This is a genomic window from Mesorhizobium calcicola (genome assembly GCF_042682105.1).
In the GTDB taxonomy this organism is placed as follows: domain Bacteria; phylum Pseudomonadota; class Alphaproteobacteria; order Rhizobiales; family Rhizobiaceae; genus Mesorhizobium; species Mesorhizobium calcicola.
The window spans coordinates 13,926-27,081 of the sequence record NZ_JBHUGY010000003.1 but is presented as its reverse complement, the minus strand read 5'-3'; the positions used below and the strand labels follow the sequence as shown (position 1 = coordinate 27,081).

Here is a 13,156-nt window from a genome sequence, read left to right as displayed (position 1 = left end):
TCGATGCGGCACGGTGCGTCGTCACTCGTCGTCGATGTCCGGGTACTGCGGGGGAGCCTTGCCGATCTTGCTGACGATCCTCGGGTAATTGGCATCGGGCTGCGCCTGCCCTGTTCCAATAAGTTCAACGCGGAAGCGCCACTCGTCGCCGTAGTCGTACAAGAAGGTCATTGCCGAGCCCACCTTCTGGAAGGCTGTGCTGACGCGGGTGCCCTTCACGCTGCGAGAGCCGCTCCCCTCTATGTCGGCGAAGAGTTCGAACCGCAGGGGCGAGTCGAACAGCTTTCCCGTCAGCTTTGAATAGAAGCCGTAGGCGTGATCCAAGTCGAAGCCAAATGCCGCTACGATGGCTTCGGCCAGATCCGCCAGCGTGCTCGAACTCGACACCTCGATGTCCCGACAAAGCCGTGCCCGAAGAGAGGCTCGGAAGATCAAGGTCGCGGGCTCAGTCATCGCAGATTTCAGGCGCTGACGGTTTGAAGGATGATTTTGAAGGAGTTCGTGCCTGGCGCGAGACGAGCCGTGTCGACGACGGTTCGAATGTCGGCTTCGCCCTGGGCGGCCCACATGGCGCGATAGCCGTTGGTGATCTTCCGTTGAACGACGGCGGGTCTCAGCGCCCGTTCGCAGGCGTTGTTCGTCGCGTCGACCATTCCTGGCCATTGGGCAAAGGTCAAAAGTTGATCACGAGCTCGCCTGAACTTGTTTTGGATGTCGCGGGCCAGATCGCACGACGTTGTGGTGGCGAAGATATCGTCCAGACTTCGCTCCAGGGCGCGACGCTTGCCGGCGATGGTCGAGGCGGCGAAGGTTTCCATACCGTCGGCTAGGGCGAAGGCCCTTTGCAGCCAACGTTTGAGCCGTGAGGGCAGCATGTCCTCACTTGCCTCGTCCGCATAGGCGACGTCGCGGGCGAGATGCGCCAGGCAGGTCTGATGCGCATTTGCGTGACCTTGTTGTGCGGCATAGCGATCGGAACACCAGACGTCGGGCCGATGGCCGTCCATCAGGGTCCGGACCACGACAGCGCCGCGCGTTGGCGCCGCTTGATGAACAACCGCTTCGGCGCAGCGAAACACCCAGTGGTAGGCGTTGCTTCCTTCGATCCGCACGCCGGTCTCATCGGAGGCGATGACCTTGGCCCGGCGCAACGCCGCGACGGCCTTGTCGCACTCAGCCGCGAACGCGCCCTGCGCACGGCGCAACATGTTCATCAGTCCGCCCTGGCTAATGTTGAGACCGAAAAGGTTCGCGAACGCGCCCTGCAGCCGCTCGTAGGACAGGGCCTGGAAAGTCTTGAGATAGGTCGCTACGGCGTGCACGCGTGGCCCGAACGGCGTCCCCTTCGCCGCATCTGGCACAGCCGCGACGACCAGCGTGCCGCAGGACGGGCAACGGACTGCCAGGCGCCGATGGCGCTCAATCAAAGGCCTGATCGCGGGAAGCTCAATCTTGTCGTGCTCGCTGACGGTTTCGGCAGCAAGATCGCTCGACAGGCTGGCGCGGCAGCAAAGGCATTGGTCGGGATGATGATCGATGATGCGATCGGCATCCTCACTCATGGCGCGGCTGTGACCTTCATGACCCGCCTTGGCGCCGCCAGGCTTTGCCCTGTCCCGACGCGCCTTGCGATCGCTCGAAGGTGGCTTGGACGACGTGCGTGATGTCTTCTCTGGCCGCTGTATCCGCAGCACCAGATCGATCAACTCTTCCTTCGTCAGACGCTGCAAATCAGTGCGATCCATATCCCCATAGATTCAGGGATTCTTGCCCCTGACAAGGGCGTGAGTAATTACGCTCGTCGCGGGGGAAATGACAATCTACGCGCTGCACCGAACAATCCAGATTGCTTTTGGCTGGGAGAACTACCATCTCCATGCTTTCACGGCACGACGCGGACAGGCGAGCGCCACCGTGACGCGGCGGGGCGCGAGGTGATGCTCGCGGATCTCCAACTGCGCGTGCGCCGGCGCATCCACTATGAATATGATTTCGGCGATCTGTGGGAACACGAAATCCGGGTTGAGGCCGAGCTCAAGCCCGAGAGGCTATGACGCGCTCCTCGATCGGTTCCGCTTCGGCGACATCGATCGGCTGCTTCGTTGCGATAAGGACAATCGCACAATCACCGTACCAACGTGCTTCGGCAAGCTCACGCTGACGAGCCCACGATATAGATGCTGTAAATGCCAAGCGGTGCCCGGCACTGTCGCGCCTGCTGTGGCCGCTTTGCCCGAACGTGTTACGCCCGATCTGCTTGCGTTTGAGGCGCGTTGGGCTTCGCTTGCGGCCTACGGTGTTACTGCCGCTTTTCTGGCCGACGTATTGCCGATCGACAAGGCCGTGAACGCGTCGACGATCAGGAACGACGCGATGCGGCTCGCCGAGCGTCTCGAAGCCGAACTCGGCCCCGAGCAGGCGACTTTCGCGAGCGGATGCCAGGCCGAATGGAACAAGATGCCGATCCCCGGACCGCCCGTGACGATCGGCATCGATGGCGGCTACGTGCGCAGTTGGACCGGTCCCGGTAGGGACGATGGTTGCCCATCGCCCCCCGGCCAGATCCGTACGTGCGGCACTACCGCATACGGCTCCTATCGGATGTTGTGACGGTGAACCGAGCATCTGGATGCGGATGCACCAGCCGACATGGTGGCAGGTATTTGCGAAGCAGCCTTTGGAAACGATCCCAAGACAGCCGGTTTCGTTGGCTTCGACGCATCAAAGCGTGTCGCCAAGCGCGACCAACTTCCCAGCGGAACCCTCCCAATCTTCGTAGATTGTCTGGCACCGCATGGTAGTTCAAATACCCCTGTAACACTTGCCGTAGCCACCGACCTACTACTGCCACCGGTTCATGGCGTCGTCGCATTAGCGTTTCCCGAATGGCCGCCAGCGTCGTGCGCATGCGCTTCTTGATCGTCAGACGGACAATCTTGAAGCCCCCATCATTGCGCCGCCTGCCACAGCAATGCGTGAATCCCAGAAAGTCGAAAGTCGTTGGCTTGCGGATACCACGTTCCCGGCATTGTCGCGCAGCATACCGCCCAAAGCGTATTAGCCGCGTCTTTTCCGGGTGTAGTTGCAAGCCGAACTGAGCGAGACGCTCCCGCAATGCTTGCAGGAAGCGCTGCGCCTCTCCTTCGTACTGGAACCCAATCACGCTGTCGTCGGCATAACGTACAATGATCACGTCGCCTTTAGCATCTCGAGTACGCCATTGCTGGACCCATAAATCCAATGCGTAATGCAGGTAGATGTTCGATAGCACGGGGCTAATTACAGAGCCTTGAGGAGTTCCTCGCGTTGATGCCACGCGGCGGCCATCCTCAATCGTGCCCGCTTTCAACCATTTGTGGATCAGACGAATCAGCTTGCGGTCACCAACTCGATGCGACAGGAAACGAACCATCCACTCGTGATCGATTTCATCGTAAAACGAGCGAATATCCGCGTCCAGTATCCAGTTGATCTTCCGTTTGTCGATCCCAACCCACAAGGCGTCCAGCGCGTCATGCTGTCCCCTTCCTTGTCGGAACCCATATGAGAAGCCGAGGAAGTCTTGCTCATAGATCGCGTTCAGAACCGTGGTGACGGCCATCTGCACGACTTTTTCTTCCAGCGCTGCAATGCCGAGGGGACGGAGTCTTCCGTCATTCTTCGGAATGTAGACCCGTCGGGACGGTTGTGCACGATATGCACTGGATTGAATCTCCCGATGTAATTCGTGCACACGCCAGTCGAGCATCTTCTCATAGTCGTACCACGTCACGCCGTCCACACCGCTCGCCGCCTGCTTGCGAAGCGCATGGAAGCTCTCCACCAATAGCGTCGGGGTAATGTGGTGCATCAGCGTCGTGAAACGCAACTTCGGGTCCCGTTTGGCGGCTTCCCGTACGCCCTCGATACCCATCGAAGCGTGTTTGATCCGGCTCTGCGTCCGGCACGCTGGAGTTTCGAAGACGTTCCCTCCGATTACACCCCTTCCCTCCATCGCCTCCGCAGGATCATCTCCCTTGTTCGGCAACTTCTGCGGTACTATGGGTGTATCCGACTTCTCATCAGCGTCGATGACTGGCTTGTGGTCAGCGACCTTCCCAGTCCCGTCCAGTCCATTTGCACTGGACACTGATGAGATCTCGCTGCTTCCGTATGAAAGACTTCCCGGCATGCACAGGGTCTCCGACCGCGCGGGATCGGGGCATGGCTTGCGATTAACGCCATGCACCGTGTTGCCTTCCGCTTCGCTTAACAGCGTCGGCATCCCGAATTGATCATTTCGCGGCTCAATGGCCGGCCTGCCGGTTTCCCCTGTCAACGCTTCGACGCACACCTCGCGATGTGCCCCGCATGACTCGGGGTCAGAGTGATTCGCCACTTCTTCTCCGTATTGAACTTTCATCAACTATCTTTCATCGGCTTTGCAGCCGCACTAAGCGCTAATTTCCTGGCACCTTTTCGCGTTGAGGTCTCTGCCGCATGAAGTGTCCACTTAAAATAGGTGGACACCAAATATGAGTGACGATGATCAGAAACTGCCTGTGCGGCGTGTGGGGCGCGATGGGCGACGCCAGTACGATCCGGGATCAAAGGCGCGGCTTGTTGCGGCCTGCCTTGAGCCTGGTGTGTCGATATCAGGCCTCGCGCTTGCCCATGGGGTCAATGCCAACCTTCTGCGCAAATGGGTCAAGGATGCCAGGGAGGCTTACTCCTCGGCGGTATCTGGCAGCTCGGCGTTTATCCCAGTCATCGCAGCAGACTGTAGCCTGCCTGTCGGGACCTGCTCGCTGGATATGCCGGTCGCGTGTAGTGAAGAACAACCGGCATCACTGAAGAAGACGGCCCGTCTGTCAGGTTCTTCCAAAATCAGCGCGTTGCTGCCGAACGGCGTGAAGCTTTCGCTGGAATGCGGTGATGTGGATGCGTTGACGGCGATCATTGGAGCACTGGGCCATGTTCAGACTGGGCGCTGATATCAAGGTCTACCTGCATCGCGAGCCGATCGACTTTCGCGCCGGCATAAACAGCCTTGCGGTCCTGGTGCAGGAGGTGATGGAGCTTGACCCGTTTGCGCCTGCGGTCTTTGCGTTTTGCAATCGCCGCCGCGACCGGATGAAGTTGTTGTTCTTCGATCGGTCCGGTTTTGTGATGGTCCTGAAGCGATTAACGGAAGACAAGTTTCGTTGGCCGCGCCGGGAGACGGCGGTGGTTACGCTTTCGACCGAACAGCTCCATTGGATTCTCGACGGCATCGACATCGACGCGATGGTCCGCCATCCGGTGCGGCAATACCAGATCGCCGGCTGACAGCGCTCAACGTGTGCGGTTGACGGGGCGAAACGGTTCAGATTCAAGAATCTGATGACCCGACCCGGCGAACCCACTGTTGAGGAGTTGATGGCGCGCATTGCGGCGCTGCAGGCAGAGAACCGTCAGCTCACGGAACGCGTGGTCAAGCTCGAGGAAGAGTTGGTACTGGCGCGGCTTCATCGTTTTGCGCCGAAGAGCGAAAAGCACGTGGACCGTCTCTTCAATGAAGCCGAGGTTGCCGATGAAGACGAACGCCGGCGGCGGCGATGGCGAGGTCATCGACCTGCCGGACACTGGCTTTGCGTCCGCTGGAAAGCCGGAGGGAAAGAAGCGTGGCCGCAAGCCTCTACCGGAACACCTGCCGCGCGAACGCGTCGAATATGACCTTGCCGACGATCAGAAGGCCTGCCCCTGCTGCCGTCACCAGATGCATCGCATGGGTGAGGCCGTCACCGAGCAGCTTCATATCGAGGTGCAGGCAAAGGTCCTGCAGAATGTTCGGTTCAAGTATGCCTGCCGCCATTGCGATCGCACCGGCATCAACACGCCGGTTATCATCGCGCCGATGCCCGCGCAGCCCTTGCCGGGCAGCATCGCCACGGCCTCGACGCTGGCCTTTGCTCTTGTTCACAAATACGTCGACGGCACGCCGCTCTATCGTCTGGCCCAAGCCTTCGAGCGCGCCGGCGTTCCTGTCAGCCGTGGCGCACTGGGTCACTGGGTGATCGGCTCGAGCGAGAGGCATCTCTCCCGCATCTATGACGCGCTGAAGCTGCGGCTCAGGTCGCAGTCCCTCATCCACGGCGACGAGACGACGGTCCAGGTGCTGAAGGAAAAGGACAGGGAGGCCACCAGCACATCTTACATGTGGGCGTATCGCAGCTGTTAACGGCTGCGAGAAAGCGCGGACAAATGGTGCCGAGGATTGTGGAGGAGAAAGCGGCCCGATGGGGCCGCTTTGTATTTTTTACCAGGAGGGATCGAGAGGATGGGGCTTTTGCCGTGTCTGCTCGTCGCTGGAAGGGTGCTGATCGTCAGGGGCTTGTTGGTGACGGACAAACTGCTGGATGTGGGGAGCGTAACGGCTCCAGATGCAGTCTCGCAGATCGTCGAGGAGTTCGAAGACGGCGGCTGCTTGCTCGGGTGTCCATTCGGCATTGACGATGAACTGGATTCCACGCCCGAGACCGGACGGCTGATGAGGATTTCCGGTCATGCTGCAGGCTCCTTTTCGTCAGCGGGGTGGCTGGTGCGTTGTTGACGCTGCGCCTTCGAGCGCTCGGAGGCTTCCTTGAAGCGGTAAGAATCGCCTTCGATGGGAATGACCTCACAATGGTGCAAAAGGCGATCGACCAGACTGACGACGCAGGCGGCATTGGGGAAGACCTCCGACCATTGCGCGAAGGGCTTGTTGGTGGTGACGATGGTCGAGCGTTTCTCGTATCGGCGGCTGATGAGATCGAACAGCAGATCGGCATGACGGTTGGAATAGGAGAGATATCCGACCTCGTCGATGACCAGGATATCGGGCGCCGCATAGTACTGCAGCTTTCGGCGGAGCATGGAATCGCTGTCGATGGCGGCGAGCTCGCCGAGCATTTCGCTGGCGGTGCGGAAGAGGACCGAATGGCCGGCGACCAGCGCCTGGTAGGCGACGTTAAGAGCGAGCGTGGACTTGCCGACGCCGTTAGGGCCGATAAGGACGATGTTGGCGGCCTCCTTGACGAAGGACAGCGTCATCAGTTCCTCGATGGCGGCGCGATCGATACGACGCGGCCATTTCCAGTCGTAATCGGCCAGTTGCCTGAAGTGGCCAAGCCTGGCGGCGCGCATGCGTCGCCGCAATGAGCGGTCGGAGCGCTCTTCTTCCTCCCATTGAAGCACGGCGGCCAGCCACGGCGCGTCGGCGATTTCGTCCCAGTGGGCGATCAGGCCATTGAGGCGCAGCGCCCTGGCGCGGTTGAACAGGATGCCGGGATTATTCATCGTCGTTGCCTGCGGAAGTGAGTTGATCGTAACGGTCGAGCTTGTGGGGCTGTACGACCGTATCCTTTTTGCGGACATGCTCCGGCAGCCTTGTTTCGACCGGCGGTGGAGCGCCACGCGCGATCCGGCGGCGTTCGAGCGCGACGTGAACCGATCTCGAATGAGAGGCCGCGGCCTGCAAGGCATCTTCGACGGCGGCCTGGAGTTCGGTGGCGCCGTAGAGGTCGAGCAGTTTGAGCATGGCATTGGTGATCGCGCCGATATTGGCGCCGCGCTCGGCGGCGTGGATCATCAGTTTCTGGCAGGCCGGCACGGCGCGCGTCAAACTGTTGAGGCCCCGATGCTGGCGCGCTTCGCGCTTGACGGCGACGAGCGCCTTGAGGTGCCGGGGGTCTTCGATCTGCTGGCCCCGGTCGTAGCTGCGGCGGTGGCTGGCGATCATCGTGGCGGCATCGAATATCCGGACCTGGGCGAGATCGGCGCGCACGGTGAGCGTGCGCCGGACATGAGTATGGGGAACCGAGTAATCGTTCAGGTCGAAGCGGACATAGGGTGTCTTTCCGACCTTCGCGGCGATCTGCTCCTCGATGGGGTACGGGTTGGTGGGCAATGGCAGAAGCATGGGCTGCTCCTGCGCAAACACCTGACGAACCGTCATCGTCCGGTCCTCGGGGCATGGCCGGTCGGCGGCCTGGTTGCGGCACCATTGTTCGGCCTGGGCATTCAGATCGTCGAGGTCCTTGAACTTGCGGGCGATGAAGAAGGCTTCCCGGATGTGGCGAATGGCGCGCTCGACGCGGCCCTTTTCGTTGCCCCGCGCCACGGCGACGGGACGGGGCTCGAAGCGATAATGGCCCGCGAAGGCCAGAAGTGTCGGATGGAACCGGATGGCATCGCCGTGACGCTCAAGCACAGCGCTCTTAAGGTTGTCATAGAGCAGCACCCTGGGCAAACCATTCCAGGCGTTGAACGCACCGGCGTGGCCGCGCAGGAAGTTTTCCATGCGGGCATCAAGAAAGAAGCGCAGATAGATGTCGCGCGAGTAGGACAACACCATGACGAAGGCCATCAGCGGGCGGCGAGCCTTGCCGATTTCGATGTGACCAAAATGCGCCCAGTCGACCTGGCCTTGCTCGCCCGGCAGGGTGCGCAGACGCAGGAACGCTTCCGCAGCCTTGCGCGGACGGTGGAGCGCGATCATATGCCGGAAGTGGGAGGACGAGCCCTTGTAGCCGCGCTCCTGCACCATCCCGTACAGGCGGCTGGCGGTCAGGTCTGGATATGTCTCAAGCGTCCGCTGGACGAACGGCAGATACTGGTCGACCTCGGCGGGACGTATCACCGGCCTGTGGCGGGGCAGACCGGCCTCCTTCAGAACCCGGAAGACCGTCGTATGGTGGCAATGCAATTGCGTTGCGATCGTTCCACAGCGCCACCTCTCAACGTGGTACAGGCGCAGGATCATCGCTTCCTTCTCGGCGGATATGGTCATCGGTTGGGTCTCCATAGTCGTGTTGACGGACATAGGCCCCTCGGCGACGCACGAAGCCGCCGCGAAAGAACGGCGGCAGCCGACAACTGCAGCGCCGGCAGCACGGAGCCGGAGGGATCGATGGCACCGCTTCAGCGGTGACGTCGTCCAGTGCGACGGTGCCGTCGATCAGGGGCGCGTTCAGTCGTGAACCATCCGGCAGACAAGGTGCAGACTGATGCGTCACGTTGTTTTTGCAGCGCTGGCGATATCGGCGGGAGCGGTCGGCGTGGGCAAAGCGGCCCCGGCGGGTGTTCTGGTAGCGCAGCCCCGCCGCACGCAGACTGTCACGGCGGGCTTCATGGGCGCAGTCAGAACCACAGAAGCGCTGACCCCGATCGCAATGCCGGCAAAGCAAGACCTGTGAGCGGCACCGTGCGCAGAGAAAGAAACGACCGGTTTGCATTGCGGCGGCGAACCTCTCGGAACGCCGTCGGGATTGCGGGGAAAAGCTCGACGGAATGCGCCAATGCCATTATGCTGGCGCATACCGTGAACCAGTCGGCATCAGTGCCCGGGGACCTGCAAGTCCCCTCACACGGGCCGTTGGGATAGGACATCGAGTTTACGTGGTAGTGGGTCGATGTCTGATTGCGGCGCTCCGCACATGTAGCATGCGCGGACGCAGCGCGGGATGCGCCTCAGTCGCCCTCCGGGCTCCTGTCGGCGCATCCCGCGCTCTCATCCCCAACCAAATCAGATCATCAGCGTCATTCAGCACCACTCCGAGCCGAATTCCGCATCAATTCCCTCTCGGCGCCATCTATACGCGGTTCTCAACCGCCATCGACACCAGCAGCGAGGACAGTGACGAACCGATCGTTCTTCTCGATTATCAACCCGGCCGCGGCCAGATTTATCCGCAGGCCTTCCTCGGCGATTACCGCGGCATCCTGATGAGCGATGGCTATACCGCTTGGCGCACGCTGGCAGGGGCCACCCATGTTGGATGTATGGCCCATGCCAGACGTCGCTTCGTGGATGCCCTCAAGGCAAGAAAGAAAGGCGGCGGTCCGCCGGAGCAGGCGCTGAAGTTCTTTGAACAGCTCTACCGGATTGAAAAGCAAGCGCGCGACGAAAAACCGGACAAAGGTGAAACGCAGGCCAGCTGCATTCGCCGCTTCCGCCAGCAACACAGCGTCCCCATCCTGAACGCCCTCAAGGTATGGCTCGACGACATCGCCCCGAAGGTCTTGCCCGATAGCAAGATCGGCGACGCCGTGTCCTACACCCTGAACCAGTGGGAATACCTGACACGCTACACAGAAGACGGCAGGATGCCGATCGACAACAACCTCCTCGAACGCGACATCAGAATCTTTGCCACCGGCAGAAAGTCCTGGCTGTTCAGCGACACCGTGGACGGAGCCAGGGCGAGCGCCGTCGTCTACAGCCTCATGCTGACATGCCGAGCTTGCGGCATCGAGCCCTTGGCATATCTGCGCCACGTCCTCAGCGAACTGCCGCAGCGCGCAACAGATGCCGACATCACAGACCTGCTGCCCTTCAACTTCGCCAAAGCCGACGCGGCCTGATCAAAAGCGACCGCAGGATACGCCCATCACATCAACCGGACCGCATCAACGTGCATGGAAATGAGCGCTTAGTGCGGCTGCAAAGCCGATGAAAGATAGTTGATGAAAGTTCAATACGGAGAAGAAGTGGCGAATCACTCTGACCCCGAGTCATGCGGGGCACATCGCGAGGTGTGCGTCGAAGCGTTGACAGGGGAAACCGGCAGGCCGGCCATTGAGCCGCGAAATGATCAATTCGGGATGCCGACGCTGTTAAGCGAAGCGGAAGGCAACACGGTGCATGGCGTTAATCGCAAGCCATGCCCCGATCCCGCGCGGTCGGAGACCCTGTGCATGCCGGGAAGTCTTTCATACGGAAGCAGCGAGATCTCATCAGTGTCCAGTGCAAATGGACTGGACGGGACTGGGAAGGTCGCTGACCACAAGCCAGTCATCGACGCTGATGAGAAGTCGGATACACCCATAGTACCGCAGAAGTTGCCGAACAAGGGAGATGATCCTGCGGAGGCGATGGAGGGAAGGGGTGTAATCGGAGGGAACGTCTTCGAAACTCCAGCGTGCCGGACGCAGAGCCGGATCAAACACGCTTCGATGGGTATCGAGGGCGTACGGGAAGCCGCCAAACGGGACCCGAAGTTGCGTTTCACGACGCTGATGCACCACATTACCCCGACGCTATTGGTGGAGAGCTTCCATGCGCTTCGCAAGCAGGCGGCGAGCGGTGTGGACGGCGTGACGTGGTACGACTATGAGAAGATGCTCGACTGGCGTGTGCACGAATTACATCGGGAGATTCAATCCAGTGCATATCGTGCACAACCGTCCCGACGGGTCTACATTCCGAAGAATGACGGAAGACTCCGTCCCCTCGGCATTGCAGCGCTGGAAGAAAAAGTCGTGCAGATGGCCGTCACCACGGTTCTGAACGCGATCTATGAGCAAGACTTCCTCGGCTTCTCATATGGGTTCCGACAAGGAAGGGGACAGCATGACGCGCTGGACGCCTTGTGGGTTGGGATCGACAAACGGAAGATCAACTGGATACTGGACGCGGATATTCGCTCGTTTTACGATGAAATCGATCACGAGTGGATGGTTCGTTTCCTGTCGCATCGAGTTGGTGACCGCAAGCTGATTCGTCTGATCCACAAATGGTTGAAAGCGGGCACGATTGAGGATGGCCGCCGCGTGGCATCAACGCGAGGAACTCCTCAAGGCTCTGTAATTAGCCCCGTGCTATCGAACATCTACCTGCATTACGCATTGGATTTATGGGTCCAGCAATGGCGTACTCGAGATGCTAAAGGCGACGTGATCATTGTACGTTATGCCGACGACAGCGTGATTGGGTTCCAGTACGAAGGAGAGGCGCAGCGCTTCCTGCAAGCATTGCGGGAGCGTCTCGCTCAGTTCGGCTTGCAACTACACCCGGAAAAGACGCGGCTAATACGCTTTGGGCGGTATGCTGCGCGACAATGCCGGGAACGTGGTATCCGCAAGCCAACGACTTTCGACTTTCTGGGATTCACGCATTGCTGTGGCAGGCGGCGCAATGATGGGGGCTTCAAGATTGTCCGTCTGACGATCAAGAAGCGCATGCGCACGACGCTGGCGGCCATTCGGGAAACGCTAATGCGACGACGCCATGAACCGGTGGCAGTAGTAGGTCGGTGGCTACGGCAAGTGTTACAGGGGTATTTGAACTACCATGCGGTGCCAGACAATCTACGAAGATTGGGAGGGTTCCGCTGGGAAGTTGGTCGCGCTTGGCGACACGCTTTGATGCGTCGAAGCCAACGAAACCGGCTGTCTTGGGATCGTTTCCAAAGGCTGCTTCGCAAATACCTGCCACCATGTCGGCTGGTGCATCCGCATCCAGATGCTCGGTTCACCGTCACAACATCCGATAGGAGCCGTATGCGGTAGTGCCGCACGTACGGATCTGGCCGGGGGGCGATGGGCAACCATCGTCCCTACCGGGACCGTTGGACCAACAGACCGACCAATTTCGAGGTGATCGTCGGCAAATCCGTGCCCGAGGATGGGCCGTATACACGAGCTGTTGGTCTATCAGGCCATGGCGATGAACCAGGAAGTGACCTTCATGTCGGATGGCGCCTGCAATCTGCGAGACCTCCAATATTACATGCGCCTCTACGCGGAGCACGTTCTCGACTATTTCCACATTGCCATGCGCATCACAGTGCTCCAACAGATGGCGCGCGCCGCTCACCGCTGCAGCGCCCGCGGCCGTTGCGACCCTCGAGAGCGTGAAACACCAGCTTTGGCACGGCAACGTCGTTCGGGAGCTCATCCTCGTTGAGGACTTCACCGACGGGTTTGATCTCATCGCCGATCCGCCGCCAGAGGTGGGCAAGCTGCGCCGGTATCTGTCGGAATTCAACCGCTACATCGACAACAACGCCGATCTGATCCCGAACTTCGCAGAGCGGCACCGCTATGGAGAGGTGGTTTCGACCGCCTTCGTCGAGTCAACTGTCAATCAGGTGATCGCCAAGCGTTTCGCCAAGAAACAACAGATGCAATGGACACCGCGCGGCGTTCATCTCCTCATCCAGCTGCGAACGCGCGTACTCGACGGCACTCTCGACAACGACTTCAAGCGCTGGCGCGAGCAACGGTAAAGACCAGAAAATGCACCCAGGATGGCCGCCTGACGACCCCCAACTTTTTCATGTTCCCCGCGCTCACGCCTGCCGGTTTGAAACAGTCAATGGCTCCGCGGCAGCGAAAGACCCTCGCCGCCCAAGATCAAACAGCGCTCCTGTCTGAA

At 60.2% G+C, this 13,156-nt stretch carries 13 protein-coding genes and 3 pseudogenes; 10 read left to right on the top strand and 6 right to left on the bottom strand.

Annotation, left to right across the window (positions count from 1 at the left end; genetic code table 11):
- Positions 1 to 21: 21 nt before the first annotated feature.
- Together ACFSQT_RS01315 and tnpC (ACFSQT_RS01310) are read right to left on the bottom strand one after the other, a co-directional pair.
- Positions 22 to 453, bottom strand: a complete 432-nt coding sequence (locus tag ACFSQT_RS01315) for an IS1096 element passenger TnpR family protein (protein ID WP_095090355.1) — start codon at positions 451 to 453, stop codon at positions 22 to 24.
- 8 nt (positions 454 to 461) lie between these two features.
- Positions 462 to 1,745, bottom strand: coding sequence for an IS66 family transposase (gene tnpC / locus ACFSQT_RS01310; protein WP_379016677.1), 1,284 nt, complete (start codon positions 1,743 to 1,745; stop codon positions 462 to 464).
- A gap of 67 nt (positions 1,746 to 1,812) precedes the next feature.
- Between tnpC (ACFSQT_RS01310) and ACFSQT_RS01305 the strand changes: the two genes are divergently transcribed.
- From ACFSQT_RS01305 to ACFSQT_RS01295, 3 genes and pseudogenes are all read left to right on the top strand, one after another.
- Positions 1,813 to 1,938, top strand: a complete 126-nt coding sequence (locus ACFSQT_RS01305; RefSeq protein WP_379016675.1) for an IS1096 element passenger TnpR family protein — start codon at positions 1,813 to 1,815, stop codon at positions 1,936 to 1,938.
- Positions 1,938 to 1,985: pseudogene (locus ACFSQT_RS01300) on the top strand (hypothetical protein); the annotation flags it as partial. The gene ACFSQT_RS01305 and the pseudogene ACFSQT_RS01300, both read left to right, overlap by 1 nt.
- Positions 1,981 to 2,610 carry a hypothetical protein gene (locus tag ACFSQT_RS01295; RefSeq protein WP_379016891.1) on the top strand — a complete coding sequence of 210 codons (630 nt, stop codon included), beginning with the start codon at positions 1,981 to 1,983 and terminating at the stop codon, positions 2,608 to 2,610. The pseudogene ACFSQT_RS01300 and the gene ACFSQT_RS01295, both read left to right, overlap by 5 nt.
- On the opposite strand, the gene ltrA (ACFSQT_RS01290) is transcribed toward ACFSQT_RS01295, so the two are convergent.
- The gene (ltrA, locus tag ACFSQT_RS01290) at positions 2,579 to 4,402 is read right to left on the bottom strand and encodes a group II intron reverse transcriptase/maturase (RefSeq protein ID WP_379016668.1); all 1,824 of its coding nucleotides are present in this window, start codon (positions 4,400 to 4,402) and stop codon (positions 2,579 to 2,581) included. The genes ACFSQT_RS01295 and ltrA (ACFSQT_RS01290) overlap by 32 nt on opposite strands.
- Before the next feature lie 112 nt (positions 4,403 to 4,514).
- Between ltrA (ACFSQT_RS01290) and tnpA the strand changes: the two genes are divergently transcribed.
- The 3 genes and pseudogenes from tnpA to tnpC (ACFSQT_RS01275) all read left to right on the top strand — a co-directional run.
- Positions 4,515 to 4,973 carry an IS66-like element accessory protein TnpA gene (tnpA, locus tag ACFSQT_RS01285; protein WP_379016673.1) on the top strand — a complete coding sequence of 153 codons (459 nt, stop codon included), beginning with the start codon at positions 4,515 to 4,517 and terminating at the stop codon, positions 4,971 to 4,973.
- Complete coding sequence (tnpB, locus tag ACFSQT_RS01280; protein ID WP_379016672.1) at positions 4,939 to 5,307, top strand: IS66 family insertion sequence element accessory protein TnpB; 369 nt, start codon at positions 4,939 to 4,941, stop codon at positions 5,305 to 5,307. Before tnpA ends, tnpB begins: the two co-directional genes overlap by 35 nt.
- Positions 5,308 to 5,361: 54 nt before the next feature.
- Positions 5,362 to 6,193: pseudogene (gene tnpC, locus ACFSQT_RS01275) on the top strand (IS66 family transposase); the annotation flags it as partial.
- 84 nt (positions 6,194 to 6,277) lie between these two features.
- On the opposite strand, the gene ACFSQT_RS01270 reads toward tnpC (ACFSQT_RS01275), so the two are convergent.
- Genes ACFSQT_RS01270 through istA form a run of 3 tightly spaced genes read right to left on the bottom strand, consistent with a single transcriptional unit; the run spans position 6,278 to position 8,788 of the window.
- Complete coding sequence (locus ACFSQT_RS01270) at positions 6,278 to 6,526, bottom strand: hypothetical protein (protein WP_379016670.1); 249 nt, start codon at positions 6,524 to 6,526, stop codon at positions 6,278 to 6,280.
- Complete coding sequence (gene istB / locus ACFSQT_RS01265) at positions 6,523 to 7,296, bottom strand: IS21-like element helper ATPase IstB (protein WP_095090157.1); 774 nt, start codon at positions 7,294 to 7,296, stop codon at positions 6,523 to 6,525. The genes ACFSQT_RS01270 and istB overlap by 4 nt, the downstream gene beginning before the upstream one ends.
- Positions 7,289 to 8,788, bottom strand: coding sequence for an IS21 family transposase (gene istA / locus ACFSQT_RS01260; RefSeq protein ID WP_379016669.1), 1,500 nt, complete (start codon positions 8,786 to 8,788; stop codon positions 7,289 to 7,291). The genes istB and istA overlap by 8 nt, the downstream gene beginning before the upstream one ends.
- A gap of 217 nt (positions 8,789 to 9,005) precedes the next feature.
- On the opposite strand from istA, the gene ACFSQT_RS01255 reads away from it, so the two are divergent.
- The 4 genes and pseudogenes from ACFSQT_RS01255 to ACFSQT_RS01240 all read left to right on the top strand — a co-directional run bounded on the left by ACFSQT_RS01255 (position 9,006) and on the right by ACFSQT_RS01240 (position 13,007).
- Positions 9,006 to 9,194 (top strand): hypothetical protein, encoded by a 189-nt coding sequence (locus ACFSQT_RS01255; RefSeq protein WP_095090369.1) that lies wholly within the window; start codon positions 9,006 to 9,008, stop codon positions 9,192 to 9,194.
- Positions 9,195 to 9,621: 427 nt separating this feature from the next.
- Positions 9,622 to 10,362: pseudogene (tnpC, locus tag ACFSQT_RS01250) on the top strand (IS66 family transposase); the annotation flags it as partial.
- A gap of 102 nt (positions 10,363 to 10,464) precedes the next feature.
- On the top strand, positions 10,465 to 12,288 hold the full coding sequence (gene ltrA / locus ACFSQT_RS01245) for a group II intron reverse transcriptase/maturase (protein WP_379016668.1): 1,824 nt from the start codon (positions 10,465 to 10,467) through the stop codon (positions 12,286 to 12,288).
- Positions 12,289 to 12,632: 344 nt separating this feature from the next.
- Positions 12,633 to 13,007 (top strand): hypothetical protein, encoded by a 375-nt coding sequence (locus ACFSQT_RS01240; RefSeq protein ID WP_379016667.1) that lies wholly within the window; start codon positions 12,633 to 12,635, stop codon positions 13,005 to 13,007.
- Positions 13,008 to 13,156 lie beyond the last annotated feature (149 nt).

Bases quoted from the DNA above. Each gene is read 5' to 3' on its own strand.
- ACFSQT_RS01315 (WP_095090355.1), bottom strand. From the start codon at position 453: ATGACTGAGCCCGCGACCTTGATCTTCCGAGCCTCTCTTCGGGCACGG.
- tnpC (WP_379016677.1), bottom strand. From the start codon at position 1,745: ATGGATCGCACTGATTTGCAGCGTCTGACGAAGGAAGAGTTGATCGAT.
- ACFSQT_RS01305 (WP_379016675.1), top strand. From the start codon at position 1,813: ATGACAATCTACGCGCTGCACCGAACAATCCAGATTGCTTTTGGCTGG.
- ACFSQT_RS01295 (WP_379016891.1), top strand. From the start codon at position 1,981: ATGAATATGATTTCGGCGATCTGTGGGAACACGAAATCCGGGTTGAGG.
- ltrA (WP_379016668.1), bottom strand. From the start codon at position 4,402: ATGAAAGTTCAATACGGAGAAGAAGTGGCGAATCACTCTGACCCCGAG.
- tnpA (WP_379016673.1), top strand. From the start codon at position 4,515: ATGAGTGACGATGATCAGAAACTGCCTGTGCGGCGTGTGGGGCGCGAT.
- ACFSQT_RS01270 (WP_379016670.1), bottom strand. From the start codon at position 6,526: ATGACCGGAAATCCTCATCAGCCGTCCGGTCTCGGGCGTGGAATCCAG.
- istB (WP_095090157.1), bottom strand. From the start codon at position 7,296: ATGAATAATCCCGGCATCCTGTTCAACCGCGCCAGGGCGCTGCGCCTC.
- istA (WP_379016669.1), bottom strand. From the start codon at position 8,788: ATGACCATATCCGCCGAGAAGGAAGCGATGATCCTGCGCCTGTACCAC.
- ACFSQT_RS01255 (WP_095090369.1), top strand. From the start codon at position 9,006: ATGCGTCACGTTGTTTTTGCAGCGCTGGCGATATCGGCGGGAGCGGTC.
- ltrA (WP_379016668.1), top strand. From the start codon at position 10,465: ATGAAAGTTCAATACGGAGAAGAAGTGGCGAATCACTCTGACCCCGAG.